Origin of the sequence: Streptomyces sp. 4F14 (assembly GCF_048159485.1) — a bacterium.
Lineage (GTDB): Bacteria > Actinomycetota > Actinomycetes > Streptomycetales > Streptomycetaceae > Streptomyces.
This window is the reverse complement of sequence record NZ_JBLRVY010000023.1, coordinates 131,622-154,515: the sequence shown is the minus strand read 5'-3', so window position 1 is coordinate 154,515 and position 22,894 is coordinate 131,622. Positions and strand designations below refer to the sequence as shown.

24 protein-coding genes are annotated in these 22,894 nt (G+C 72.2%); 9 read left to right on the top strand and 15 right to left on the bottom strand.

Features of this window, described 5'->3' with window-relative positions; all coding sequences use genetic code 11:
- Positions 1-65: 65 nt before the first annotated feature.
- Together ACLZOT_RS33670 and ACLZOT_RS33665 are read left to right on the top strand one after the other, a co-directional pair.
- Complete coding sequence (locus ACLZOT_RS33670; protein WP_416972919.1) at positions 66-1,016, top strand: cytochrome c oxidase assembly protein; 951 nt, start codon at positions 66-68, stop codon at positions 1,014-1,016.
- 62 nt (positions 1,017-1,078) lie between these two features.
- Entirely contained in the window at positions 1,079-1,249 is a 171-nt protein-coding gene (locus tag ACLZOT_RS33665; RefSeq protein WP_416972918.1) for a hypothetical protein, read from the top strand.
- 3 nt (positions 1,250-1,252) lie between these two features.
- Here ACLZOT_RS33665 and ACLZOT_RS33660 read toward each other — a convergent pair whose 3' ends face one another.
- From ACLZOT_RS33660 to ACLZOT_RS33645, 4 genes are read right to left on the bottom strand one after another with little or no spacing between them, the layout of a single operon-like run.
- A complete protein-coding gene (locus tag ACLZOT_RS33660) occupies positions 1,253-2,458 on the bottom strand; it encodes a sensor histidine kinase (RefSeq protein ID WP_416972917.1) in 1,206 nt (401 codons plus the stop codon).
- A complete protein-coding gene (locus tag ACLZOT_RS33655; RefSeq protein WP_416972916.1) occupies positions 2,455-4,491 on the bottom strand; it encodes a sodium:solute symporter family transporter in 2,037 nt (678 codons plus the stop codon). The genes ACLZOT_RS33660 and ACLZOT_RS33655 overlap by 4 nt, the downstream gene beginning before the upstream one ends.
- Before the next feature lie 55 nt (positions 4,492-4,546).
- Positions 4,547-4,909, bottom strand: a complete 363-nt coding sequence (locus ACLZOT_RS33650; RefSeq protein WP_416972915.1) for a hypothetical protein — start codon at positions 4,907-4,909, stop codon at positions 4,547-4,549.
- Positions 4,910-4,950: 41 nt separating this feature from the next.
- Positions 4,951-5,700, bottom strand: coding sequence for a LytR/AlgR family response regulator transcription factor (locus ACLZOT_RS33645; RefSeq protein WP_416972914.1), 750 nt, complete (start codon positions 5,698-5,700; stop codon positions 4,951-4,953).
- Between the two features lie 77 nt (positions 5,701-5,777).
- Here ACLZOT_RS33645 and ACLZOT_RS33640 point away from each other — a divergent pair, with 77 nt between their 5' ends.
- The 6 genes from ACLZOT_RS33640 to ACLZOT_RS33615 all read left to right on the top strand — a co-directional run bounded on the left by ACLZOT_RS33640 (position 5,778) and on the right by ACLZOT_RS33615 (position 10,889).
- Positions 5,778-6,266, top strand: a complete 489-nt coding sequence (locus ACLZOT_RS33640) for an Lrp/AsnC family transcriptional regulator (RefSeq protein WP_416972913.1) — start codon at positions 5,778-5,780, stop codon at positions 6,264-6,266.
- A gap of 115 nt (positions 6,267-6,381) precedes the next feature.
- Positions 6,382-7,191, top strand: coding sequence for a dimethylargininase (gene ddaH, locus ACLZOT_RS33635; protein ID WP_416972912.1), 810 nt, complete (start codon positions 6,382-6,384; stop codon positions 7,189-7,191).
- The gene (gene rocD / locus ACLZOT_RS33630; protein ID WP_416972911.1) at positions 7,191-8,408 is read left to right on the top strand and encodes an ornithine--oxo-acid transaminase; all 1,218 of its coding nucleotides are present in this window, start codon (positions 7,191-7,193) and stop codon (positions 8,406-8,408) included. Before ddaH ends, rocD begins: the two co-directional genes overlap by 1 nt.
- A gap of 66 nt (positions 8,409-8,474) precedes the next feature.
- A complete protein-coding gene (locus ACLZOT_RS33625; RefSeq protein WP_416972910.1) occupies positions 8,475-9,020 on the top strand; it encodes a hypothetical protein in 546 nt (181 codons plus the stop codon).
- Positions 9,013-10,071: a hypothetical protein gene (locus ACLZOT_RS33620; protein WP_416972909.1), complete on the top strand. Its 1,059-nt coding sequence runs from the start codon at positions 9,013-9,015 to the stop codon at positions 10,069-10,071. Before ACLZOT_RS33625 ends, ACLZOT_RS33620 begins: the two co-directional genes overlap by 8 nt.
- A gap of 104 nt (positions 10,072-10,175) precedes the next feature.
- Positions 10,176-10,889, top strand: coding sequence for a lysophospholipid acyltransferase family protein (locus ACLZOT_RS33615; RefSeq protein ID WP_416972908.1), 714 nt, complete (start codon positions 10,176-10,178; stop codon positions 10,887-10,889).
- Positions 10,890-10,950: 61 nt separating this feature from the next.
- On the opposite strand, the gene ACLZOT_RS33610 is transcribed toward ACLZOT_RS33615, so the two are convergent.
- The 8 genes from ACLZOT_RS33610 to ACLZOT_RS33575 all read right to left on the bottom strand — a co-directional run bounded on the left by ACLZOT_RS33610 (position 10,951) and on the right by ACLZOT_RS33575 (position 17,924).
- Positions 10,951-12,543: an alpha/beta hydrolase gene (locus tag ACLZOT_RS33610; protein WP_416972907.1), complete on the bottom strand. Its 1,593-nt coding sequence runs from the start codon at positions 12,541-12,543 to the stop codon at positions 10,951-10,953.
- Positions 12,544-12,678: 135 nt separating this feature from the next.
- A complete protein-coding gene (locus ACLZOT_RS33605; protein WP_416972906.1) occupies positions 12,679-13,437 on the bottom strand; it encodes an urease accessory protein UreD in 759 nt (252 codons plus the stop codon).
- Complete coding sequence (ureG, locus tag ACLZOT_RS33600; protein ID WP_416972905.1) at positions 13,425-14,102, bottom strand: urease accessory protein UreG; 678 nt, start codon at positions 14,100-14,102, stop codon at positions 13,425-13,427. The genes ACLZOT_RS33605 and ureG overlap by 13 nt, the downstream gene beginning before the upstream one ends.
- A 59-nt stretch (positions 14,103-14,161) precedes the next feature.
- A complete protein-coding gene (locus tag ACLZOT_RS33595) occupies positions 14,162-14,827 on the bottom strand; it encodes an urease accessory protein UreF (protein ID WP_416972904.1) in 666 nt (221 codons plus the stop codon).
- Positions 14,827-16,548: an urease subunit alpha gene (locus ACLZOT_RS33590; RefSeq protein WP_416972903.1), complete on the bottom strand. Its 1,722-nt coding sequence runs from the start codon at positions 16,546-16,548 to the stop codon at positions 14,827-14,829. Before ACLZOT_RS33590 ends, ACLZOT_RS33595 begins: the two co-directional genes overlap by 1 nt.
- Positions 16,541-16,852, bottom strand: coding sequence for an urease subunit beta (locus ACLZOT_RS33585; protein ID WP_416972902.1), 312 nt, complete (start codon positions 16,850-16,852; stop codon positions 16,541-16,543). Before ACLZOT_RS33585 ends, ACLZOT_RS33590 begins: the two co-directional genes overlap by 8 nt.
- A 9-nt stretch (positions 16,853-16,861) precedes the next feature.
- The gene (locus ACLZOT_RS33580; RefSeq protein WP_037782101.1) at positions 16,862-17,164 is read right to left on the bottom strand and encodes an urease subunit gamma; all 303 of its coding nucleotides are present in this window, start codon (positions 17,162-17,164) and stop codon (positions 16,862-16,864) included.
- A gap of 109 nt (positions 17,165-17,273) precedes the next feature.
- Positions 17,274-17,924, bottom strand: a complete 651-nt coding sequence (locus ACLZOT_RS33575) for a helix-turn-helix domain-containing protein (protein ID WP_416972901.1) — start codon at positions 17,922-17,924, stop codon at positions 17,274-17,276.
- A 102-nt stretch (positions 17,925-18,026) separates the two neighbouring features.
- On the opposite strand from ACLZOT_RS33575, the gene ACLZOT_RS33570 reads away from it, so the two are divergent.
- Positions 18,027-19,058, top strand: a complete 1,032-nt coding sequence (locus tag ACLZOT_RS33570) for an ABC transporter permease (RefSeq protein ID WP_416972900.1) — start codon at positions 18,027-18,029, stop codon at positions 19,056-19,058.
- A 67-nt stretch (positions 19,059-19,125) separates the two neighbouring features.
- On the opposite strand, the gene ACLZOT_RS33565 is transcribed toward ACLZOT_RS33570, so the two are convergent.
- The 3 genes from ACLZOT_RS33565 to ACLZOT_RS33555 form a co-directional block, all read right to left on the bottom strand.
- The gene (locus ACLZOT_RS33565; protein ID WP_416972899.1) at positions 19,126-19,404 is read right to left on the bottom strand and encodes a type II toxin-antitoxin system Phd/YefM family antitoxin; all 279 of its coding nucleotides are present in this window, start codon (positions 19,402-19,404) and stop codon (positions 19,126-19,128) included.
- Positions 19,405-19,578: 174 nt separating this feature from the next.
- Entirely contained in the window at positions 19,579-21,072 is a 1,494-nt protein-coding gene (locus tag ACLZOT_RS33560; RefSeq protein ID WP_416972898.1) for an APC family permease, read from the bottom strand.
- Between the two features lie 82 nt (positions 21,073-21,154).
- Positions 21,155-22,786 (bottom strand): amidohydrolase, encoded by a 1,632-nt coding sequence (locus ACLZOT_RS33555; protein WP_416972897.1) that lies wholly within the window; start codon positions 22,784-22,786, stop codon positions 21,155-21,157.
- Positions 22,787-22,894 lie beyond the last annotated feature (108 nt).

The window sequence follows — 22,894 nt, the reverse complement described above, 5'->3', positions numbered from 1 at the left end:
GGTCGCCGCCGGGGGCAGTCCTACTCTTGTGGGGGCATATCCCCCACTATCTTGGAGCCGCTCTTATGGATCACAGCGGGCACGGCATGACGATGGATCTGCCGCCGTTCACGCTGGGGCGGGGGTTGGAATGGTCCGCTGATCCGTTCTTCCTCATCGCCTGCATTCTCGGAATCGGGCTCTACGGGTGGGGTGTACTGAAACTCCGGCGGCGCGGGGATTCCTGGTCCTGGCCGCGCACCATTTCCTTCGTGCTCGGCGTTCTCACCGTCGCGCTCGTGATGTGTACGAAGCTCAACGACTACGGCATGGTCATGTTCAGCGTGCACATGGTGCAGCACATGGTGATCAGCATGGTCTCGCCGATCCTCGTGCTGCTGGGGGCGCCGATGACGCTGGCGCTGCGGGCGCTGCCGGTCGCGGGGAAGGGGCGCAAGGGGCCGCGTGAGCTGCTGCTCGCGCTGCTGCACAGCCGGTACATGAAGGTGATCACGCACGCCGCGTTCACGATCCCGCTGTTCATCGCGAGCCTTTACGCGCTGTATTTCACGCCGATCTTCGACACGCTGATGGGGTCGAAGGCGGGGCACATCGGCATGATGGTGCACTTCTTCGCGGTGGGCATGGTGTTCTTCTGGCCGATCATCGGCGTGGACCCGGGCCCGAACCGGCCGGGATATCTGATGCGGATGCTGGAGCTGTTCGCGGGAATGCCGTTCCACGCGTTCTTCGGTATCGCGTTGATGATGGCGTCGGAGCCGATGGTGAAGACGTTCGAGAACCCGCCCGCTTCCCTCGGCGTCGACGCGCTGTCGGACCAGAGCGCGGCGGGCGGCATCGCGTGGGCGTTCAGCGAGATCCCCTCGGTGATCGTCCTGATCGCCCTGCTCTTCCAGTGGTACGGCTCGGAGCAGCGCCAGGCGAAGCGCAAGGACCGCGCGGCCGACCGGGACGGTGACAAGGAGCTGGAGGAGTACAACGCCTATCTCGCGTCCCTGAACTCACGCGCACGCTGATCTCAAGGCACCATGGAACGTGGACACGCCCTGTGGAGGGCGGCCCTGAGGAGGGTGTCGCGATGGCCGGTTCCACGGACAGTTCCACCAAGACCATGGGGGTGGTCACCGTCGGCGGACTCGTCGCGGTGACGGCCTACACGGTCGCGCTCGGCAGCAACGGCTGGCTGTGGTTCGGCTGGGTCGTGCTGGGGCTGATCACGCTGGCGCTGGTAGTGATGCGCCGGGCCTGAGGCTCACTGGGGTGCCAGTCGGGCGGCCGGGTGGACGCCCGGCTGGTACTTCGGGAGGCGGGCGGTGATCTTCATGCCCGCGCCGACGGCCGTCTCGATGACGAGGCCGTAGTCGTCGCCGTAGACCTGGCGCAGGCGGTCGTCGACGTTGGAGAGGCCGATGCCGCCCGAGGGGCTGACCTCGCCCGCGAGGATGCGGCGCAGGAGGTCGGGGTCCATGCCGGCGCCGTCGTCCTCGATGACGACGGTGGCCTCGGCGCCGGTGTCCTGCGCCGTGATCCTGATGTGGCATTTGTCGGACTTGCCTTCGAGGCCGTGCTTCACCGCGTTCTCGACGAGGGGTTGCAGGCACAGGAACGGCAGGGTGACCGGGAGGACCTCCGGGGCGATCTGGAGGGTGACGGCGAGCCGGTCGCCGAAGCGGGCCCGCACCAGCGCCAAGTAGTGGTCTATGGCGTGGAGTTCGTCGGCCAGCGTGGTGAAGTCGCCGCGCCTGCGGAACGAGTAGCGCGTGAAGTCCGCGAACTCCAGGAGCAGTTCCCGCGCCCGCTCCGGGTCGGTGCGCACGAACGAGGCGATCACCGCGAGGGAGTTGAAGATGAAGTGCGGCGAGATCTGCGCGCGCAGCACCTTGATCTCCGCCTCGATCAGCCGGGTACGGGAGTCGTCGAGATCGGCGAGTTCGAGCTGTACGGCGACCCAGCGGGCGACCTCGGCCGCGGCCCGCACCAGGACGGCCGACTCGCGCGGCGCGCACGCGACGAGCGCCCCGTGCACCCGCTCGTCCACGGTGAGCGGTGCGACGACGGCCCACCGCACGGGACAGTCGGGCACCTCGCACACCAGCCGGAACGCCTCGCCCCGCCCGGTCTCCAGCGCCCCCGACAGCCGCTCCATGATCTCGGCCCGGTGATGCGCGCCCACCCCGTCCCAGGCGAGCACGTTCTTCTCGTCGGTGAGGCACAGCGCGTCCGTCCCGAGCAGGGAGCGCAGTCTGCGCGCCGACTTGCGTGCCGAGTCCTCGGTGAGCCCGGCCCGCAGCGCGGGCGCCGCGAGGGACGCCGTGTGCAGGGTCTGGAACGTGGCGTGCTCGACCGGCGTGCCGAGGCCGCCGAGGGATTCGGGGCGCGCTGTCCTGCGGCCCAGCCAGAACCCGGCGGCGAGCAGGGGGAGGGCCGCGACGAGAAGCCCGGCGAGAAAGCCGCTCATGGACCGGGCTCCGGGGTGTGGGGGGCGGGGAGGGGGGATCCGTACGAGGGTGGCCGGCCGTGGGGAGGCGGGCTCTCGCCGGACGGCGGACGGGACTGCGGCGGGACCCGGTCACGCGGGGATCCGGCATCCGCCTCCGGCGACGCGCCCTCGGGGGGCGCTGCTCCCGGCCTGCGGTCACGCGGGGACCCGGCGTCCGGCTCCGGCACCCCGGCCTCGCTCCCGGCCCGTCCCGGCTCGCGCTCACGCGGTCGTGCCGTGTCCCGAACCGGCCACGGCCCCGTTCCCGGCGCCGGCTCTCCGCCACGCGCCGTACGCCCGGCGCCCGCCCCCTCCTCCCCCAGCTCCTCCGGCAGATGGAAGCGCGCCAGGATCGCCGCCGTCCCCGCGGGCACCCGCCCCGGGGTCGCCAGGGAGATCAGGATCATCGTCAGGAAGCTGAGCGGGACCGACCACAGGGCGGGCCAGGCGAGGAGGGCGTGGAAGGTGCCCGTCACCGGGAGGCCCGCCATCGTCGTCGCCACCGCCACGAACGCCGAGCCCCCGCCGACCAGCATGCCCGCCGCCGCGCCCGGAGGGGTCAGGCGGCGCCACCAGATGCCGAGGACCAGCAGGGGACAGAAGGAGGACGCGGAGACGGCGAAGGCGAGGCCGACCGCGTCCGCGACCGGGAGGCCGCCGACGAGGAGGCTCGCGGCGAGGGGGGCCGCCATCGCCAGGGCCGTACCGAGGCGGAAGTGGCGGACGCCGCGGGTCGGCAGGACGTCCTGGGTGAGCACGCCCGCGACGGCCATCGTGAGGCCGGACGCCGTGGAGAGGAACGCGGCGAAGGCGCCGCCCGCCACCAGGGCGCCCAGGAGGTCGCCGCCGAGGCCGCCGACGACGCGGTCGGGCAGCAGGAGGACGGCCGCGTCGGCGTCGCCGGTGAGGGCGAGTTCGGGGGCGTAGAGGCGGCCGAGGGCACCGTACAGCGGGGGCAGGAGATAGAACGCGCCGATGAGGGCGAGGACCGCGACCGTGGTGCGGCGGGCGGCGACGCCGTGCGGGCTGGTGTAGAAGCGGACGACGACGTGCGGGAGGCCCATCGTGCCGAGGAACGTCGCGAGGATCAGGCCGTACGTCGCGTACAGGGGGCGTTCCTCGCGGCCCGCCGCCAGGGACGTCGACATGCCGTCGGCGGCGCCGCGGTCGGCGGTGGGGACGTCCGCGCCGCGCGGGAAGACCAGCCTCGTGCCGCGCTCCACGCGGTGGGTGCCCATCGGCAGGCTCACCTCCGTGCCGGTGTACCGGCGGCCGTCCACTGTTCCGGTCACCTTCACGGTCAGCGGGCTCGCGAGGTTCAGATCGAGGGAGTCGTCGATGCGGACGGAGCGCTGTTCACGGAAGGCCGCGGGCTCGTCGAAGGCTTGTTTCGGACCCCCGTCGCCGTGCCAGGCCAGGGCGAGGAAGAGGGCGGGGACGAGGAGGGCGGTGAGTTTCAGCCAGTACTGGAAGGCTTGTACGAAGGTGATGCTGCGCATGCCGCCCGCCGCGACCGTCGCGGTGACGACGACGGCGACGATGACCCCGCCGAGCCAGCCCGGCGCCCCGGTGAGGACCGTCAGTGTGAGCCCGGCGCCCTGGAGCTGGGGCAGCAGGTACAGCCAGCCGACGCCGACGACGAAGGTCCCCGCGAGTCGCCGTACCGTCCTGGAGGCGAGCCGCGCCTCCGCGAAGTCGGGGAGCGTGTAGGCGCCGGAGCGGCGCAGGGGGGCGGCGACGAAGAGGAGCAGGACGAGGTAGCCGGCGGTGTAGCCGACCGGGTACCAGAGCATGTCGGGGCCCTGGACGAGGACGAGTCCGGCGATGCCGAGGAAGGACGCGGCGGACAGGTACTCGCCGCTGATCGCGGCAGCGTTCAGGCGGGGGCCGACGGTGCGGGAGGCGACGTAGAAGTCGGACGTGGTGCGGGAGATGCGCAGGCCGAAGGCGCCGACGAGGACGGTCGCGACGACGACGAGCGCGACGGCCGGGATGGCGTACGAGGAGTTCATCGGGCCCCGGTGCTCACTTGTCTGCGGTCACTTGTCTGCGTTCATTTGTCTGCGGTCATTTGTCCTCGACCAGTCTCACGAAGTCCCGTTCGTTGCGTTCGGCGCGGTGGACGTACCAGCGGGCCAGCAGCACCAGGGGGAGGTAGAGGCAGAAGCCGAGGATCAGCCAGGTCATGCGGCGGGCGCCGGGCATCGCCGCGAACAGCAGGGGCAGGGGGCCGACGAGGAGGGCGAGGACCGCGAACACGGTGAGCGCGGCGCGCAGCTGGGAGCGCATGAGGGAGCGGACGTAGGTGTGGCCGAGGGTGGTCTGCTCGTCGATCTCGGTGCGCGGCCGGTAGGCGCCGGACGGGCGCCTGGTGCGGCGGGCCGGTCCGGTGACGGTGACGCGGCGCTCGGCGGGGTCCTGGTTGGGCACCTTTCAGAGTCTCCTCGTCGGCGGCGGGCCGTAGGGCGTCTTCACGTTCTCCTCATCAGCAGGTCCCGCAGCTCGCGCGCGTGGCGGCGGGAGACCTGGAGCTCCTCGCTGCCGACGAGGACGCTCACCGTACCGGCGTCCAGGCGCAGTTCGCGTATGTGGCGCAGGGCGACCAGGTGCCGGCGGTGGATGCGGACGAACCCCCGGGAGCGCCAGCGCTCCTCCAGGGTCGACAGGGGGATGCGGACGAGGTGACTGCCCTGGCCGGTGTGCAGGCGGGCGTAGTCGCCCTGGGCCTCGACGTGGGTGATGTCGTCGACGGACACGAAGCGGGTGACGCCGCCGAGTTCGACGGGCAGGTGGTCGGGGTCGGGTTCGTGGACGGGGATGTGGGGGGCGGCGCCGCGCAGTTCGGCGACCCGGCGGACGGCTTCGGCGAGGCGCTCCTTGCGGACCGGTTTGAGGACGTAGTCGACGGCCTTGAGGTCGAACGCCTGGACGGCGAAGTCCTCGTGGGCGGTGACGAACACGATCAGCGGGGGCCGCGCGAAGCCGGTGAGGAGCCGGGCGAGGTCGAGTCCGTCGAGGCCGGGCATCTGGATGTCCAGGAACACGACGTCGATGGCCTCGGGTCCGCCGGGCCCCGACTCCAGGGCCCGGTTGATGCGGCGCAGCGCCTCGGTCGCGTCACCGGCGCCCTCGACACTGCCTATGCGCGGGTCGGCGTTCAGCAGGTAGAGCAGCTCCTCCAGGGAGGGGCGTTCGTCGTCGACGGCGAGGGCGCGCAGCATGAATGGGGAGTGTAGGGGGGAACGGGGCCTGTGCACATGTACCCGGCATCGGCGTATCCGCTGGATACAGTGCCCGCATGAACTCTGGCGACGACCTCGACCGGAAGATCATCACGGCGTTGATGGCGAACGCGCGCTCCAGTTTCGCCGAGATCGGGGCGGCGATCGGGCTGTCGTCGACGGCGGTGAAGCGGCGGGTGGACCGGCTGCGGGAGGCCGGGGTGATCACGGGGTTCACGGCGACGGTGCAGCCGGCGGCGCTCGGGTGGCGCACGGAGGCGTACGTGGAGGTGTACTGCGAGGGCGCCGCGCCCCCCAGGCGCCTCGCGGAGGTCGTGCGCAACCATCCGGAGATCACCGCGGCGATGACGGTGACCGGCGGCGCGGACGCGCTGCTGCATGTGCGGGCGCGGGACGTGGAGCACTTCGAGGAGGTTCTGGAGCGGATCCGGACCGAGCCGTTCATCCGCAAGACGATCAGCGTGATGGTGCTGTCGCACCTGCTGCCGGAGGCCCCGGAGGCGGGGGCCAGCCATCCCGCACCGGACGTGCGTGAAGAGGGCTGAACACGCAGCGATCGTGCGTCGACACGCAACGTCGGTTCCTTGTCCTGCGTACCGGTGAGTTCCTACCGTTGATCACACCTCGTAGATTTCACAGGAAATGCGGAGGAACCCCTCTGTGTCCTACTCCCGTGTGCCGCGCCCCCGGCGGTTCCTCGTCTGCGAACCCCGGCACTTCGCCGTGCAGTACGCGATCAATCCCTGGATGCACCCCGACAGACCGGTGGACGTCGACCTCGCGCAGGAGCAGTGGCAGTCGCTGATCCGCGCCTACCGCACCCACGGCCACACCGTCGACACCGTCGAGCCCGCCCCCGGCCTGCCCGACATGGTGTTCGCCGCGAACTCCGCCGTCGTCGTGGCCGGCCGGGTCCTCGGCGCCCTCTTCCACGCGCCCGAGCGGCGCCCCGAGTCCGTCCACTACGACACCTGGTTCAAGGCCGCCGGGTACGACGTACGCCGCCCCGAGTACGTCGTCGAGGGCGAGGGCGACCTCGTCTGGACCGGCCGCTACCTCCTCGCCGGGACGGGGTTCCGCACGACGCGGGACGCGCACCACGAGGCGCAGGAGTTCTTCGGCCGGCCGGTGATCGGGCTGACGCTGACCGACCCGTACTTCTACCACCTCGACACCGCGCTGTTCGTCCTCGACGACGACAACATCTCCTACTTCCCCGAGGCGTTCTCACCGGGCAGCCGCGAGGTGCTGGCGGCCCTGTACCCGGACGCGGTCCTCGCGACCCGTGACGACGCGCTCGCCTTCGGCCTCAACTCCGTCTCCGACGGCCGCCACGTCTTCATCGCCCCGCGCGCCGAGGCACTGGCCGCCCGGCTCGCCGACCACGGCTACGTCCCCGTCCCCGTCGACCTCTCCGAGTTCCACAAGGCCGGCGGCGGCATCAAGTGCTGCACCCAGGAGATCCGCTGATGACGATCATGTCCGAGCTGCGTACCTCTGCCGAGCTGATCAGCGCCGAGGAGCCGGTCCTCGCCCACAACTACCACCCGCTGCCCGTCGTCGTCGCCCGCGCGGAGGGCGCGTGGGTCGAGGACGTCGACGGCCGCCGCTACCTCGACCTGCTCGCCGGGTACTCGGCCCTCAACTTCGGCCACCGCCACCCGGCGCTGATCGAGGCGGCCCACCGCCAGCTCGACCGTCTGACGCTGACCTCCCGCGCCTTCCACAACGACCGGCTCGCCGAGTTCGCCGAGCGGCTCGTCGCGCTGACCAGCTACGACATGATGCTGCCGATGAACACGGGCGCGGAGGCCGTGGAGAGCGGCATCAAGCTCGCCCGCAAGTGGGCGTACGACGTGAAGGGCGTCCCCGCCGGGCAGGCGACCATCGTCGTGGCCGCCGACAACTTCCATGGCCGCACGACGACGATCGTCAGCTTCTCCACGGACGAGACCGCGCGGGCCGGCTTCGGGCCCTTCACGCCGGGGTTCCGGATCGTCCCCTACAACGACCTCGCGGCCCTCGAAGCGGCGATCGACGACACGACGGCCGCGGTGCTGATCGAGCCCATCCAGGGCGAGGCCGGGGTCCTCATCCCGGAGGACGGATACCTGTCCGGCGTACGGGAGTTGACCCGTCGGGCCGGGTGCCTCTTCATCGCCGACGAGATCCAGTCGGGGCTGGGGCGGACCGGGCACACCCTCGCCGTCCAGCACGAAGGGGTCGTCCCTGACGCCGTGTTGCTGGGGAAGGCGCTGGGCGGCGGGATCGTGCCGGTGTCCGCCGTCGTGGGGCGGCGGGAGGTGCTGGGGGTGCTGCGTCCCGGCGAGCACGGCTCGACGTTCGGCGGCAACCCGCTCGCCGCGGCGGTCGGTACGGCCGTGGTCGACCTCCTGGAGACGGGCGAATTCCAGCGCCGCGCCACCGAGTTGGGGGGTGTCCTGCGCGACGGCCTCACCGACCTGGTGGGCCGCGGCGTCGTCTCCTTCCGCTCGCGCGGACTGTGGGCGGGCGTCGACGTCGACCCGGCGCTCGGCAGCGGGCGCGAGATCAGCGAACGGCTCATGCGCGAAGGGGTGTTGGTGAAGGACACCCACGGCTCGACGATCCGCATCGCACCGCCGCTGTGCATCACGGAGGAGGAACTGCGGTCGGCGATCGGGGCGTTGGGGAGGGTGCTGGGCTGATCGCGGCCCGGGTTCCCTCTACGCTTGGCCCTGCGGTGACAGGTCCAGCGAGCAGGGGGAACCCAGGTGTCCAGCGATCCGGACGAGTACGAGGACGGGGACGGGGGCGTCGACAGGCAGGTCTCCGTCGGCCATATGCCGTCGGGCTCCATCACGGTGGGGCCGATGAGCTCGGAGGGGCCTGCGGAAGGGCCGCTGCGGGCGATCCACGAGGTGCGCGAAGACCTGGCCCGCCTACGGCCGGACGTCCTCGACTCCCGCCTCGACGGGATCCTGGCCAGGGCCGAGGCGCAGGTTGAGCACGCCGGGCAACTGCCGCTCCCCCTGGCCCGGTCGCTCCACTCGGAACTCACGCGTTCCTCGGTCGCTTCCCTGTTCTCCTCGGCCCTGCGCCTGGCCGAACTGCTCGCGCAGTACGCCGAGCCCGCCCCCGTGTACCCCCCGCCGGTCGCCGAGGCCGACGAGGAAGTCGCCGACTTCGACTCCTACACCCCCGCCCCACCGCAGGGCTCCTCTTACGGCTCCGCCCCCGGCACACCCGCCAAGCACACCCCGCCCGGCCCCGGCACCGGTTCCGACGACGACGAATGGCCCGATCCGCTCGATGGGTGACATAGCCAAAGGCGCGCTGGGCGGAGCCTGGACGCTGCTCGTCGGCTGGATCCTGCCCACGGCGCTGAACCTCGCGGTGCTGATGTTCGCCGTCGCGCCGAGCCTGCGCGGGCTGGGCCCGTTCGACCGGGTGCGGGCCCTCGGCTCCGGGCACACCGGGATCCTGCTGCTGACCGGCGCACTGCTGATCGGGCTCGCCGCGAACGCGTGCCAGAACGCGCTGTACCGGCTCCTTGAGGGGTACCTGCTGTGGCCCGCGCGGGCCTACGACGCCGGGTGCCGGCGCAGCCGTCGTACGAAGGAGCGGCTGGCCGGGCGGTTGACGGTGCTGCGGCTGGAGCGGCGGCGGCACGAGCGGGGGGCGTTGTCGGAGGCGGATGCCGGGGAGCTGGCGCGGTTGCTGGGGGATCCGGGGATCGCGCGGGCCGTGCCCGGGGACCGGCGCCGGACCGCCGCTCAACGGGCCCTGCTGCAGGAGCGGTTGGCGCGGTACCCGATCGCCGACGACCAGATCGCGCCGACCCGGCTCGGGAACGCGATCCGGCGGTTCGAGGAGTACGGGGCGGACCGGTACCGGATGGACACGCAGCTCCTGTGGAACGAACTCACCGGCTGCGCACCGGATCAGCTCACCCGGCAGACCGAGATCGCCCGCGCGAGTGTGGACTTCTTCGTGGCGCTCCTGTTCGGGCACGCGGCGGTGATGGTGCTGGCGGTGCTCGCACTGGCGGCGGGCGACCGGCCGGACGTGCCGTTGCTGCTGGTCATGGTGGGTGTGCTCGCGGTACTGCTGCCGGTCTGGTACCGGTCGGCGGTGACGGCGACGGACGAGTGGGCGGCGGCGGTACGGGCGCTGGTGAACGCCGGACGCAGGCCGCTCGCGGGGGCGTTGGGGCTGAGGGTTCCTCAACAGCTCGCGGACGAGCGGGAGATGTGGGCGATGGTGTCGCGGCTGTCGCGGATCCCGTACCACGAGCGGGCGTCGGCGCTGGACCGGTACCGGATCACCGGGGACGCCGGAGTCGCGGGAGACGCCGACGGGCAGAGCTGAGGAAGCTCCGGCCGGGTCCGTTCCCGTGTCGTGCGGGCCCGCCTACACTGGCTCCACTTGATGTACCGGCTGACCTGCCGGAACGTCGGAGCGAGGAGCGGGCCTTGTTCTATCAGCTGTTGAAGCACGTGTTGCTGGGCCCGTTGTTGAGGGTGCTGTTCCGGCCGAGGATCGAGGGGCTGGAGAACGTGCCGGAGGACGGGGCGGCGATCGTCGCGGGGAATCACCTGTCGTTCGCGGATCATTTTCTGATGCCGGCGGTCATCAAGCGGCGGATCACGTTCCTCGCGAAGGCCGAGTACTTCACCGGGCCCGGGGTGCGGGGGCGGCTGACGGCCGCGTTCTTCCGGAGTGCCGGGCAGATTCCCGTGGACCGGTCGGGGAAGGAGGCCGGGCAGGCGGCCATCCGGGAGGGGCTCGGGGTGCTGAGCAAGGGGGAGTTGCTCGGCATCTACCCGGAGGGGACCCGCTCGCACGACGGGAAGCTGTACAAGGGCAAGGTCGGGGTCGCGGTGATGGCGCTGACCGCCGGGGTGCCCGTCGTACCGTGCGCGATGATCGGCACGTTCGAGGCGCAGCCGCCCGGGCAGCGGTTCCCGAGCCTGCATCCGGTGACGATCCGCTTCGGCAAGCCGCTCGACTTCTCCCGGTACGCGGGCATGGAGCACGAGAAGGCGATCCTGCGGGCCATCACGGACGAGATCATGTACGCGATCCTGATGCTGTCCGGCCAGGAGTACGTCGACCAGTACGCGGCGGTCGCGAAGGCCCAGACATCGGCGCAGCCGCAGAAGTTCCCTCGTATGCCGCTGAGTTGACGTACACGACGTACGAGGGGACGGCCCCGGCGGAGACCGTCCCCTCGTTTCGTCGGGACGCTTACGGCTTCGGCGTCGCGTGCGGTTCGCACACCACGTCGGCCGCGTCGAGCGTCCCGCGCAGGAGGTACGCGTCGACCCGCTGGTTGACGCACGGGTTGACGAGGGCGGTCACACCGTGGGAGCCCGCGTTCTTCTCGGTGATGAGGCGGGAGCCCTTGAGGCGCTGGTGGAGCGAGACGGCGCCGGTGTACGGGGTGGCGGCGTCACGCTCGGACTGCACGATGAGCGTCTGCGGCAGGCCCCGGTTCGTCCGAACCTCGACCGGCGTCTGCTGCTTCGCCGGCCAGGTCGCGCACGGCAGGTTCAGCCAGGCGTTGGCCCACGTCATGAACGGGTGGTCCTTGTGGAGGCGGGTGTTGTCCCGGTCCCACTTCTTCCAGGACGTCGGCCACTTGGCGTCCGCGCACTCGACGGCCGTGTAGACGGCGTTGCCGTTCTCGGCGGTGGCGTTGCCTGCCGTGTCGGAGAGGTCGGGCGCGGCGGCGTCGATGACGGCCTGGACGTCCCCGGCGGCGTACTTGCTGAGGACGGTCGCGGTGGAGACCCACGACGAGTCGTAGTACGGCGCGCTCTGGAAGAAGCCGATCAGCTCGGCCGGTCCGACGACCCCGCCGAGGGGGGCCTTCTTCGCGGCGGCCCGCAGCTTCAGCCACTGCGCCTGGACCTGGCCGCGCGTGGTGCCGAGGTGGAAGGCGGCGTCGTTGGCGGCGACCCAGTCCTGCCAGTCCTTCCAGCGCGTCTCGAAGGCGACGTCCTGGTCCAGGTTGGCCTGGTACCAGATCTTCTCCCGCGAGGGGTCGACGACGCTGTCGAAGACCATGCGGCGCACGTGCGTCGGGAACAGCGTGCTGTAGACGGCGCCGAGGTAGGTGCCGTAGGACGCGCCGAGGAAGTTGAGCTTCTTCTCGCCGAGCGCGGCGCGGATGACGTCGAGGTCGCGCGCGCTGTTCGGGGTCGTCATGTGCGGCAGCATCGCGCCGCTGCGCTCGGCGCAGCCCTCGGCGTACTCGCGGGCGAGCTTGCGCTGGGCGCGCTTGTCGGCCTCGGAGTCGGGCACCGGGTCCATCTTGGGCGCCTTGACGTACTCCTGCGGGTCGACGCAGGAGATCGGCGCGGACTTGCCGACGCCGCGCGGGTCGAAGCCCACGAAGTCGTACGCCTTGGCCGTGTTGACCCACACGGGCGCCTTGGTGGTGACGCGGCGCGGGAAGCGCAGGCCGGAGGCGCCGGGGCCGCCGGGGTTGTAGATGAGGGCGCCCTGGCGCTCCTCGGGCGTCCCGGTGTTGCGGATGCGGTCGACGGCGAGCTTGATCTGCTTGCCGTACGGCTTCGCGTAGTCGAGCGGCACGCTCACGAAACCGCAGGTGATCGGCTTCTCCAGGCCCCAGTCGGCGGGGCAGTCCTGCCAGTCGACACCGGCCTGCGCGGCCCGTGCGGCGGCGATCGCGACGCCGGCGGCCTCACGGCCCTGGCCGTGGCCGTAGCCGCTGGTGGCGCTCGCGGTGGGGGCGGCGACCGCCCCGGCTATCAGGGTCGCCGTGACGAGCACTCCGGCAGAACCCAGCGCGGCGGTTCTTCTGTGGGGTCTCAAATGCGGTCTCCCTGTACGAAGTTGACGAGTCAGTACGGGAGGGATCCTGTCTGTTGTGCGTTTCTTGTGAACAGAGCCGGCCACCGTTCTTTGCCAATCCGATAAGCGGATGACGATGTCCGTTCGCCGGATCTCTCACCCCAGTTGGGCCAGCGCCTCGTCCAGCACCCGCCGCAGCACGAGCCCGTTCGGTGCGAGCGCGGTCACGAGCGCGGCGGGACCGCTCAGCGGTACGACACTGGCGGCGCCGTCCGCGAGAATCCGCGCCGGCACCGGGGTGTCCGCGAACTCGGGGCGTACGACGAGGAGTTGGCCGACCGCGCGGTGGCCGCCGAGGACGGCGGGGCCGTCCCAGCCGCCGGGTGCGCCGGGGCCGCACGCCAACTCCTGGTCCAGGACGGTGCGTTCGCCCGCGGTGAGCGTCAACCGGCTGGTGAGCCGCCCGGGTTCCTCGCCCGCCCGGCCCAGCACCTGTTCCTCGCGGAAGACGAGCCGGGCGCCGGGGGCGGCGTCGACGCGCGTCGTGACGTACAGGTCGCTGCCGTGTGCGGAGATCAACGGCTCGGGGAGCCAGCGGAGTTCGGCGCCTTCGTGGACCGTCAGGCGGACGTCGTAGCGGGCCTCGCCCTTGTGCTGGCCCGGCAGGGCGATCGTCGCGGCGGCGGAGCCGACGGTGAGGCGGGCGCCGGTCTCGATGTCCGCCTCGACGCGGAAGCGGTCGCCGCCGAGGGGGCCGCTCATCGCGCCGACGAGCAACGCCTTCGCCTCGCCCTCGCGTTCGCCCCGGGTGCGGCGCAGGGCGAGGGGGCCGTCGCTCTCCAGGACCGGCAGCGCGGTGCCGCCCCGGCCGTCGGGGGTGGCCCGCAGGCGGGCGGTCGCCTCTACGCCGTCCACGCACGCACCTGCGCCCGCACCCAGGCGGCGACCTCGGTGACGCCGGCCTCGCTCCTCAGCGACTGGAAGGCGACCGGGAGTTCGGCGCGCTGCGCCTTCGCGTCGGCGGCCATCCGAGCGAGGTCGGAGCCGACGTACGGGGCGAGGTCGGTCTTGTTGACGACCAGGAGGTCGGCGGTCGTGACGCCGGGGCCGCCCTTGCGGGGGATGTCGTCGCCGCCGGCCACGTCGATGACGAAGATCTGCGCGTCCACCAGGCCCTTGGAGAAGGTCGCCGTCAGGTTGTCGCCGCCGGACTCGACGAGGATCAGGTCCAGGGGGCCGACGGTGTCCTCCAGGTCCTCCACGGCCTCCAGGTTCGCGGAGATGTCGTCGCGGATCGCCGTGTGCGGGCAGGCGCCGGTCTCCACGGCCGTGATGCGCTCGGGCGGCAACACGGCTTCCCTCAGCAGGAATTCGGCGTCCTCGCGGGTGTAGATGTCGTTGGTGACGACAGCGAGGCTCAGCTCGTCGCGCAGTTCCCGGCAGAGGGCGGCGACGGTGGCGGTCTTCCCGGAACCGACGGGGCCGCCGAGGCCGATACGGACAGCGCGGCGGGTGCCGTCGGGGCGGTGGGCGTCGGCGCTGGGGGCTGCGGCGTGGGAGTGGGGGTGGTCGAGGTGCATGGGGTGGCTCCTGGAGGCCGAGGGACAGGGGGATGGTCGAAGCCGGTGTGCCGGCTTCCTCACGACGCGAAGAGGCGGGCCGACCGGCTCGCGTGCACCTCCGCTCCCAGTTCCAGGAGGGGGGACGACGCGGCCGGCAACGCGTCCGGGTCCCTGAGGGACGCGGCCTCCACGGCACGGTCCACGACCCGGTCCAGTTCCGCGGCCAGCCGCGCCAGTACTCCGGTCGCGTCGAACGGGTTCAGGCTCAGCAGGCGCACCACCGCGCTCGCCGGTCCGCTGACACTCTCGTACGCCCCGCAGTACGCCGCGTCGCGGGGGCCGAGTCCCGCCGCGCGGGCCGTCACCCCCAGCACCACCGGCTGGTGCGCCCCCTTGGGGAACTCCCGGGCCAGCGCGTCGAGTTCGGGGTCCGGCCAGGTCGCGCGAGCGGCGCGCAGCAGTTGGCGGCCCAGCTTGCGGGAGGCGAGGCGCAGCGCCGGAGCGGGAGTCCGGGCGTCGGTCGCCCCGTCCAGCACCACCGGGTCGGCCCCCGCCGCCGAGGCGGCGGCGAGGGACGCCGCGACCAGCCCCGCCGTATGCAGCCGCCCCCGGCAGAACGCCTCCAGGCTCTCGACTCCCGTGATCCGCCCGGCCCGTACCGCCTCCTCGGCCCCGCCGGAGTGTGCGTGCCCTCCGGCGGGGAAGCGGCCGTCGGCGAGGATCAGCAGTGCTGCTCTGGACATCAGAAGAGGAAGTACCGCTGGGCCATGGGCAGTTCCGCCGCCGGCGTGGCCTCCACCAGTTCTCCGTCGATGTGGACGGCGAAGCTGTCGGGGTCGACGCGGACGTCGGGGCGGGCGTCGTTCTCGCGCATGTCCGCCTTGGTGACGCCGCGCGTGGAGTCGATGGCGACGAACCGCTTACCGAGTTGGAGGCGTTCGGGGAGCCCGTCGTCGATGGCCAACTGGGCGACGAAGTTGAAGGAGTTGGCGGCGGGGGCGCGGCCGATGGCGCCGTACATGGGGCGGGGCAGGATCGGCTGGGGCGTCGGGATGGAGGCGTTGGCGTCGCCCATCTGCGCGTAGGCGATCTGGCCGCCCTTGACCACGAGGTGGGGTTTGACGCCGAAGAACGCGGGCTCCCACAGGACGAGGTCGGCGAGCTTGCCGGTCTCGACGGAGCCGATCTCACGGGCGAGGCCCTGCGCGACGGCGGGGTTGATCGTGTACTTGGCGACGTAGCGCCGTACGCGGTGGTTGTCGGCGCGGCCGTCGCCCGGCAGTGCGCCCCGGCGGCGTTTCATGACGTGGGCGGTCTGCCAGGTGCGCAGGATGACCTCGCCGACGCGGCCCATGGCCTGTGCGTCGGAGGAGATGATCGAGATCGCGCCGAGGTCGTGGAGGATGTCCTCCGCGCCGATGGTGGAGGGCCGGATGCGGGACTCGGCGAAGGCGAGGTCCTCGGGGACGGCCGGGTTGAGGTGGTGGCAGACCATCAGCATGTCGAGGTGTTCCTCGGCGGTGTTGACGGTGTAGGGCCGGGTGGGGTTGGTGGAGGAGGGCAGGACGTTCGGCTGGGAGACGACGGTCATGATGTCGGGCGCGTGCCCGCCGCCCGCGCCTTCGGTGTGGTACGCGTGGATGCCGCGTCCGCCGATCGCGGCGAGGGTGTCGGCGACGAACCCGGCCTCGTTGAGCGTGTCGGTGTGGATGGCGACCTGGATGCCGGTCTGCTCGGCGACGGTGAGGGACGCGTCGATGACGGCGGGGGTGGATCCCCAGTCCTCGTGGAGTTTCAGGCCGAGGGCGCCGCCGCGGATCTGGGAGAGCATCGCCTCGTGCGAGACGGTGTTGCCCTTGCCGAGGAAGCCGATGTTGAGGGGGTACTGCTCCATCGCCTCCAGCATGCGGGCGAGGTGCCAGGGCCCCGGCGTGACGGTCGTCGCCTTGGAGCCCTCGGCGGGCCCGGTGCCGCCGCCGACGAGGGTGGTGACGCCGGAGGCGAGGGCCTCGTCGGCGATCTGCGGGCAGATGAAGTGGACGTGCGCGTCGACCCCGCCCGCCGTGACGATCCGCCCGTTGCCCGCGATGACCTCGGTCTCGGGCCCGATGACGAGGTCGGGGTGGACGCCGTCCATGGTGTCGGGGTTGCCGGCCTTGCCGATGCCGGTGATCCGCCCGTCGCGGATGCCGATGTCGGCCTTGACGATGCCCCAGTGGTCGACGATCACGGCACCCGTGATGACGGTGTCCGGCGTGCCGTCTGCGCGCGTAGCACGGGCCTGGCCCATGGACTCGCGGATGACCTTGCCACCGCCGAACACGGCCTCGTCCCCGGCGAGTCCGGGCCCGCCGGAGCGGTCCTCCTCGATCTCGATCAGCAGGTCGGTGTCCGCGAGGCGGATGCGGTCGCCGGTGGTGGGGCCGAACAGGTCGGCGTACGCGGCGCGCGAGATCTCAGGCATCGAGGGCACCTCCGGTCTCCCCGCGCAGCCCCGGTACGATCCGGGCGCCGGCCAGCGGGACGAGTTCGACGTCGACGGGGATCCCCGGTTCGAAGCGGACGGCCGTCCCGGCGGCGACGTTGAGCCGCTTGCCGCGCGCGGCGGCACGGTCGAACTCCAGGCCGGGGTTGGCCTCGGCGAAGTGGTAGTGGGAGCCGACCTGCACGGGGCGGTCGGCGGCGTTGAGGACGGTCAGCCGGGTGACCTCGCGGCCCGCGTTGTACACGATCGGGCCCTCCTCGAACAGGATCTCTCCAGGAATCATCGCGGCGCCTCAGACGATCGGGTCGTGGACGGTGACGAGCTTCGTGCCGTCCGGGAAGGTCGCCTCGACCTGAACGTCGTGGATCATCTCGGGGATGCCCTCCATGACGTCGTCCCTGGTGAGCAGCTTGCGGCCGGACGCCATGAGTTCGGCGACGGTACGGCCGTCGCGCGCGCCTTCGAGGATGTGCGAGGTGATCAGGGCGACCGCCTCGGGGTGGTTGAGCCTGAGGCCGCGCGCGCGGCGCTTCTCGGCGACGTCGGCCGCCACATGGATGAGCAGCCTCTCCTGCTCGTGCGGGGTCAGTTGCACGTCCCACCTCACCTCCTCGCGCCGGACCGTGCGGGGTCCGGCAGCCGTTGCCACGGGAAAAGCCCTGGTGGCGTGATGCGGAGGCTAGTTGCGGCTCGTTTCAGGGACGTTAACCGAGCTGTGACCCTTCGAGGCGGGGAGCCTGCATGCTCATCAGGGCCCGTACGCCGCCGGTGAGCGCCTTCTCCATGTCCTCCGGAGTGGCCCCCAGCACAGCGATCTGGGTCACCAGCCCCTGCGCCATCGCGATCATCGCGCGGGCCAGCGCGTCGGCGTCGGCGTCCTGCGGCATGATCCCGGCGTCCTTGTAGCCACGGACCACCTCCCGCCACGACCCGAGCACCCTCTCGTACCCCTCCCGCACCTGCGCGGCCAGCTCCTCGTTGCGCAGGACCTCGGTCCACGCCTGTACCAGCAGCCGGGGAAACAGCCACTCGCCGCTCTCCGTCCGCCCCGGCCGGGCCGCCTTCATGCGCCTCAGCACCCTCGGCACCAGTTCGTCCGGCAGGGGCGCCAGGCTCTCCCCCTCCGCCTCGGCGTACACCTCCACCACCACGCCGAGCACTTCACCGACGATCGCGCGGATCAGCTCGTCCTTGCCGCTGAAGTAGCGGTACACCGCGCCCGCCGAGAGGTCCGCCTCCTTCAGCACGTCCTGCATCGACGTGGCGTGGAAGCCGTTGCGGGCGAAGCAGCGTTCGGCCGCGTCGAGGATCTGCCGGCGGCGGGCGTCGAGGTGCGCCTGGGATACACGAGCCATGCCCCCAACTTAAAACGAACGTTCCTTCTTGACAAGGGACACCGATCGGGAGCACGGTATGGGCGACGTAAAACGAACGATCCTTCTTTTTAGGGGGCCGCGATGCGGACAGCACAGACCACGGAACGGGAAGCACCCACCCAGACCTCACCGGAGGCCCCACCCACCCCTTCTCCTTCTCCTTCCCGCCACCTCATCGCCACCCTCGTCCTCGTCCCCCTCATCGCCGCCCTCGCCCTCTGGGCCTTCGCCTGGCCCGCCGCCCGCACGGCGCCCCGCGACCTGCCGCTCGGCGTGGCGGGCCCGAGCGCGGCCGTGACCCAGGTGGAAGGTCAACTCCGAGAGCACAAGGGCGCGTTCGAGCTTCACCGGTACGCCGACGAGGCCGCCGCCCGCGACGCGATCGAGGACCGTGACGTGTACGGGGCCGTGGTCGTCACCCCGGACGGCACGAAGCTGCTGACCGCGTCCGCCGCGAGCCCGGTCGTCGCGCAGCTGCTCCAGCAGGCGGTGGCCCAGCAGCCCGGCGTCAAGGTCGTGGACGTGGTCGCCGCCCCGGCGTCGGATCCCCGGGGCGCCGCCCTCACCGCGAGCGTCCTGCCGCTGGCGATGGCCGGGATGGCGGCCGGCGCGGTCGTGACGATGCTGGGCCTCGCGGGCCTGCCGGCGGTCGTGGCGCTGCTGGGCTCGGCCGCCCTGGTCGGCTCGGTCGGCGCCGGTATCGCGGACGGCTGGCTCGGTGTCCTCAGCGGCGACTGGTGGGCGGAGGCGGGCACCCTGTCGCTGGCGACCCTCGCGGTGAGCGCGGCGGTGGCCGGTGTCTCCGCCCTGGTCGGCCGCGCCGGCATCGGCCTGGTCTCGGCGGTCGTGATGCTGCTCGGCAACCCCTTCTCCGGCGCCGCCTCGGCCCCCCAGATGCTGCCCGCCCCGGCCGGCGCGATCGGCCAGTGGCTCCCGCCGGGTGCCAGCGCGACGCTCCTGCGCTCGGTCTCCTTCTTCGACGGCGCGGCGGCCCTCACCCCGGCCCTCACGCTGGCCTGGTGGGCGGCGATCGGGCTGGGGCTGGTGCTGCTGGGTACGGCGCTGAAGAAGCGTACGGCGCCCGGGGCGCGGCGGTCGGCCGCCGTGAACTGACCGGCGTACCCCACAGCGCGCCCCCGCCTGCCGGGCGAGGGCGCGCTCCCCTGTTCCCGGGGACGCCTCAGCCCACCGCCGGCCCCCGGTGCTCCGCCGCGATCCCGAAGCGCTGGCGTTCACGGGGAGCCGACGTGACCTCGCGGACCGTCGACACCGCGCTGATCACCGGCTCCTCGACGGGGACGTCCATCGCGTCGAGCCGTTCCAGGTCCGCCGCGGAGACCAGTGCCACCAGGGGTTTTCCGTGCCGTGTGACGACGACGCGCTCGCCGCCGTAGACGACCCGGTTGATCAGATCGGCGAGTTCAGCCCTGGCTTGCGTCACCGGAATCTCGTAGGCCATGCCCCTAGCCTAGGGCCCTTCTGATGGATCTCCGCGGCGTCGCGACGCCCGGCACGCACTCTCGCCGCACCGCGCGAAAGCCCCCGTAGCTCCGCTACGAGAACTTCCACGCGGCACACCGAGAGCACGCACCGAACGCCGCTCCTTCACCCACGGATATCCATCAGAAGGGCCCTACGCAATAGCGGCGTCGACGTCGGTGGTGGCGAGCTTGGCGTAGACGTCCGGGCGGGTGCGGCGGATGCGGGCGGCGAGAGCCGTGCCGGCCAGGAACACCGCCGGGGTGAGCGCGACCAGGGACCAGTTGACGGCCGGGGCGGCGCCGGTGAACAGGTCCAGGCGCTTGCAGACCAGCACGGTGGCGGCGGTGAGGAGGACGCCGGCCGCGGCGGGTGCGACCAGGGTGCGTATGCGTCCCTCGCCGTGTTCGGCGGCGTTGCGGCGGAAGAAGGCGACCACCGCGAAGGCCGCCAGCGCCTGGAGGACGAGGATGCCGACCACGCCGGGGGTGTTCACCCACAGGAAGAACTTGGTGTAGGGGTCGACGCCGATCACGGCGAAGACGGCGACGACCACGGCCGCCAGGACGCTCTGGGCGATGCCGGCCACCCAGGGCGAGCCGTGCCGGCCGTGCACCCGGCCCAGCGCGGCGGGGGCGACCCGCTCGGCGGACAGGGCGTAGACGTAGCGGGTGATGGCGTTGTGGAAGGCGAGCAGGGCGGCGAGGACGCTGGTGACGATCAGGACGCGCTGGACGTCGGTCGCCCAGCCGCCGACGTACTGGGTCATGGCGGTGAAGAACATCTCCGCCGGGTTCTTCGCCGCGGCGGCGACGGCCTGGTCGCTGCCGAACGCCTGCACGATGATCCAGGCGATGAAGGCGTAGAAGAGGCCGAGGAAGCCGACCGCGAGGTAGGTGGCGCGGGGGACGGCGCGGTCGGGGTCGCGGGCCTCCTCGCGGTAGATGGCGGTGGCCTCGAAGCCGATGAACGCGGCGACGGCGAGGCCGAGCGGCCCGCTCATCCCGGAGACGAAGACGTTCGAGGGGGCGAAGGAGTCGAAGGTCAGGCCGCTCGCGCCGCCCTTGACCAGGACCGCGCCGGCGAGCAGCACCAGGACGGCGGTCTCCGCGATCAGCAGGGCGGCCAGGACCTTGGCGCCGAGGTTGACGGACCTGAAGCCCAGGAACCAGACGACGGCGATCCCGGCGAAGGCGTACACCGGCCAGGGCAGGTCGACGCCGAGGAGGTCGTTCGCGGTGGTCGAGGCGAAGAAGCCGAAGGCACCGAACATGCCGATCTGGAGGGAGTTGTACGAGAACACCGCGACGAGCGCCGCACCCAGCCCCGCCGGGCGTCCGAGGCCCCGGGCGATGTACGAGTAGAAGGCGCCGGCGTTGCGGATGTACGGCGTCATCGTGGTGAAGCCGACCGCGAAGAGGACCAGCACCGCGCCGACGGCGAGGTAGGCGACCGGGGCGCCGATGCCGCCGAAGAGGATGGCGAGGGGCGCGACACCGGCCATCACCGTGAGCGGGGCGGCCGCGGCGACGACGAAGAAGACGATGTCGGCGACGCCGAGGCTGCCGCGCTGGAGCTGAGGGCTCTGATCGGTCCCGGCGGCCGGTGGGGGCTGCTGCGGAGCGGTGGGGACGAGGGGCTCGGTCATGGAGGTCTCCGCGTGGTGTGAGTGGTCGGGGAGCGGGTGGAACGTCCAGGAGACGCGGACCGGTCATGACGACGACCTGGGTCTATCGTCTCCCGGCGCCGTGGGTGCGCCGGCCGGCGAGCCAGGTGCCCAGGACGGGGAGATGCGCGAGGTCACCCGGGGCGGCCTCGGCCGGGTCGGCGGCGAGATGCACCAGGTCGGCGCGCATTCCGGGACGCAGCGCGCCCCATTCCTGCTCCTCGAACGCCTGGTGGGCGCATCCCGCGGAGTAGGCGGTGAGGGCGGTGTCGACGTCGATCCGCTCCTCGGGGAGCCAGCCGCCCTCGGGAACTCCCTCGGGCGTCTGGCGGGTCACGGCGGTGGCGATGCCCCGCAGTGGTTCATGGGCGGTGACCGGCCAGTCGCTGCCGAAGGAGAGCCGGGCGCCGGAGGCGAGCAGGGCGGCGGCCTGGTACTGCCGTCCGCCGCGTTCCGGGCCGATCCTCGGCAGGGTCAGCTCGGTCATCAGGGGGTCGGGCTGGGCCCACAGCGGCTGGAGGTTGGCGATCACGCCGAGCGCGGCGAACCGGGCCAGGTCGGCGGGGTCGATCAGCTGGGCGTGGGCGATGACCGGGCGACGGTCGCGGGCGCCGTTGGTCCGGGCGGCGGCCTCGATCGCGTCCAGGGCGGCCCGGACTCCGCCGTCGCCGATGGCGTGGAGGTGGGCGCGGAAGCCGAGCGTGTCGACGGCGGTGACGGCCTCGGCGAGTTCTCCGGGGGTCCAGTTGGCGATGCCGTGCGAGTGGGGGCAGTCGGTGTAGGGCTCCAGGAGGGCGGCGGTGCCCGCCTCGATGACGCCGTCGGCGAAGAACTTCACGCTCCGCGCGGTCAGCAGTCCGGGGGCGGAGCTCTCCACCTTGTCCCGGTCCGCGGTGAAGCGTTGGATGCGCTCGCGCCAGCCGTCGGGCTCCAGGACGAAGGCCAGGTCGGCCCGTACGGGAAGCCCCGGCCCGGTGGTCGCGGCGGTGATCCAGACGTCGGCCTGGTGCGGTTCGACCCAGGCGTCCTGCACCCAGGTCACGCCGGCCGCGGCGAACCGGGCGGCGGCCTCGCGCAGCGCCGCGACCTGTACCTCGTGGGACGCGGTGGGAACGAGGGCGAGCACCGGGCCGAGGGCGCCGAACTCGCGCAGGGTGCCCAGCGGTTCGGCGGATCCCTCCCGGCGCAGGATCTCGCCGCCGGCCGGATCGGGGGTGGCGGCGGTGTAACCGGCCCGGCGCAGGGCCTCGCTGTTCACCCAGGCGGTGTGGTGGTCCATGGTGCGCAGGACGACCGGGCGGCCGGGTACGGCGGCGTCCAGCCACCGGGCGTCGAACCGGCCGTCGGGGGCGAGCCACGGGTCGAAGCCGTCGCCGGTGATCCACTCCGCCTGGGGGTGTCCGGCGGCCCAGTCCCGGACGGCCCCGACGATCTCGTCGACGCTGCCACGGTCTCGGACCGGGACCCCGGCCAGCCCCAGTCCTCCCATCACCGGGTGCACGTGTCCGTCGCCGAACGCCGGCAGCAGGGCGCCGCCGGCCAGGTCGACGACGGCGGTACGCGGTCCGCGGGCGGCCAGCGCCTGCGTGCCGAGGGCGGTGATCCGGCCGTCGGTGACGGCGAGGGCGTCGTGGACGGGGGCGTCCGCGGACCCGGTCCGGACGGTCCCTCCGGTGAAGACGATGTCGGCGTGCATGGCGTGCGGCGCTGCCTTTCCTCCGGCCGGCTGCCTAACTGAATGGCATTCGGTTTCCGGTAATGTAGGCGCCTCCCGGGCGACTGGGAAGAGTTTTACTGAATGCCA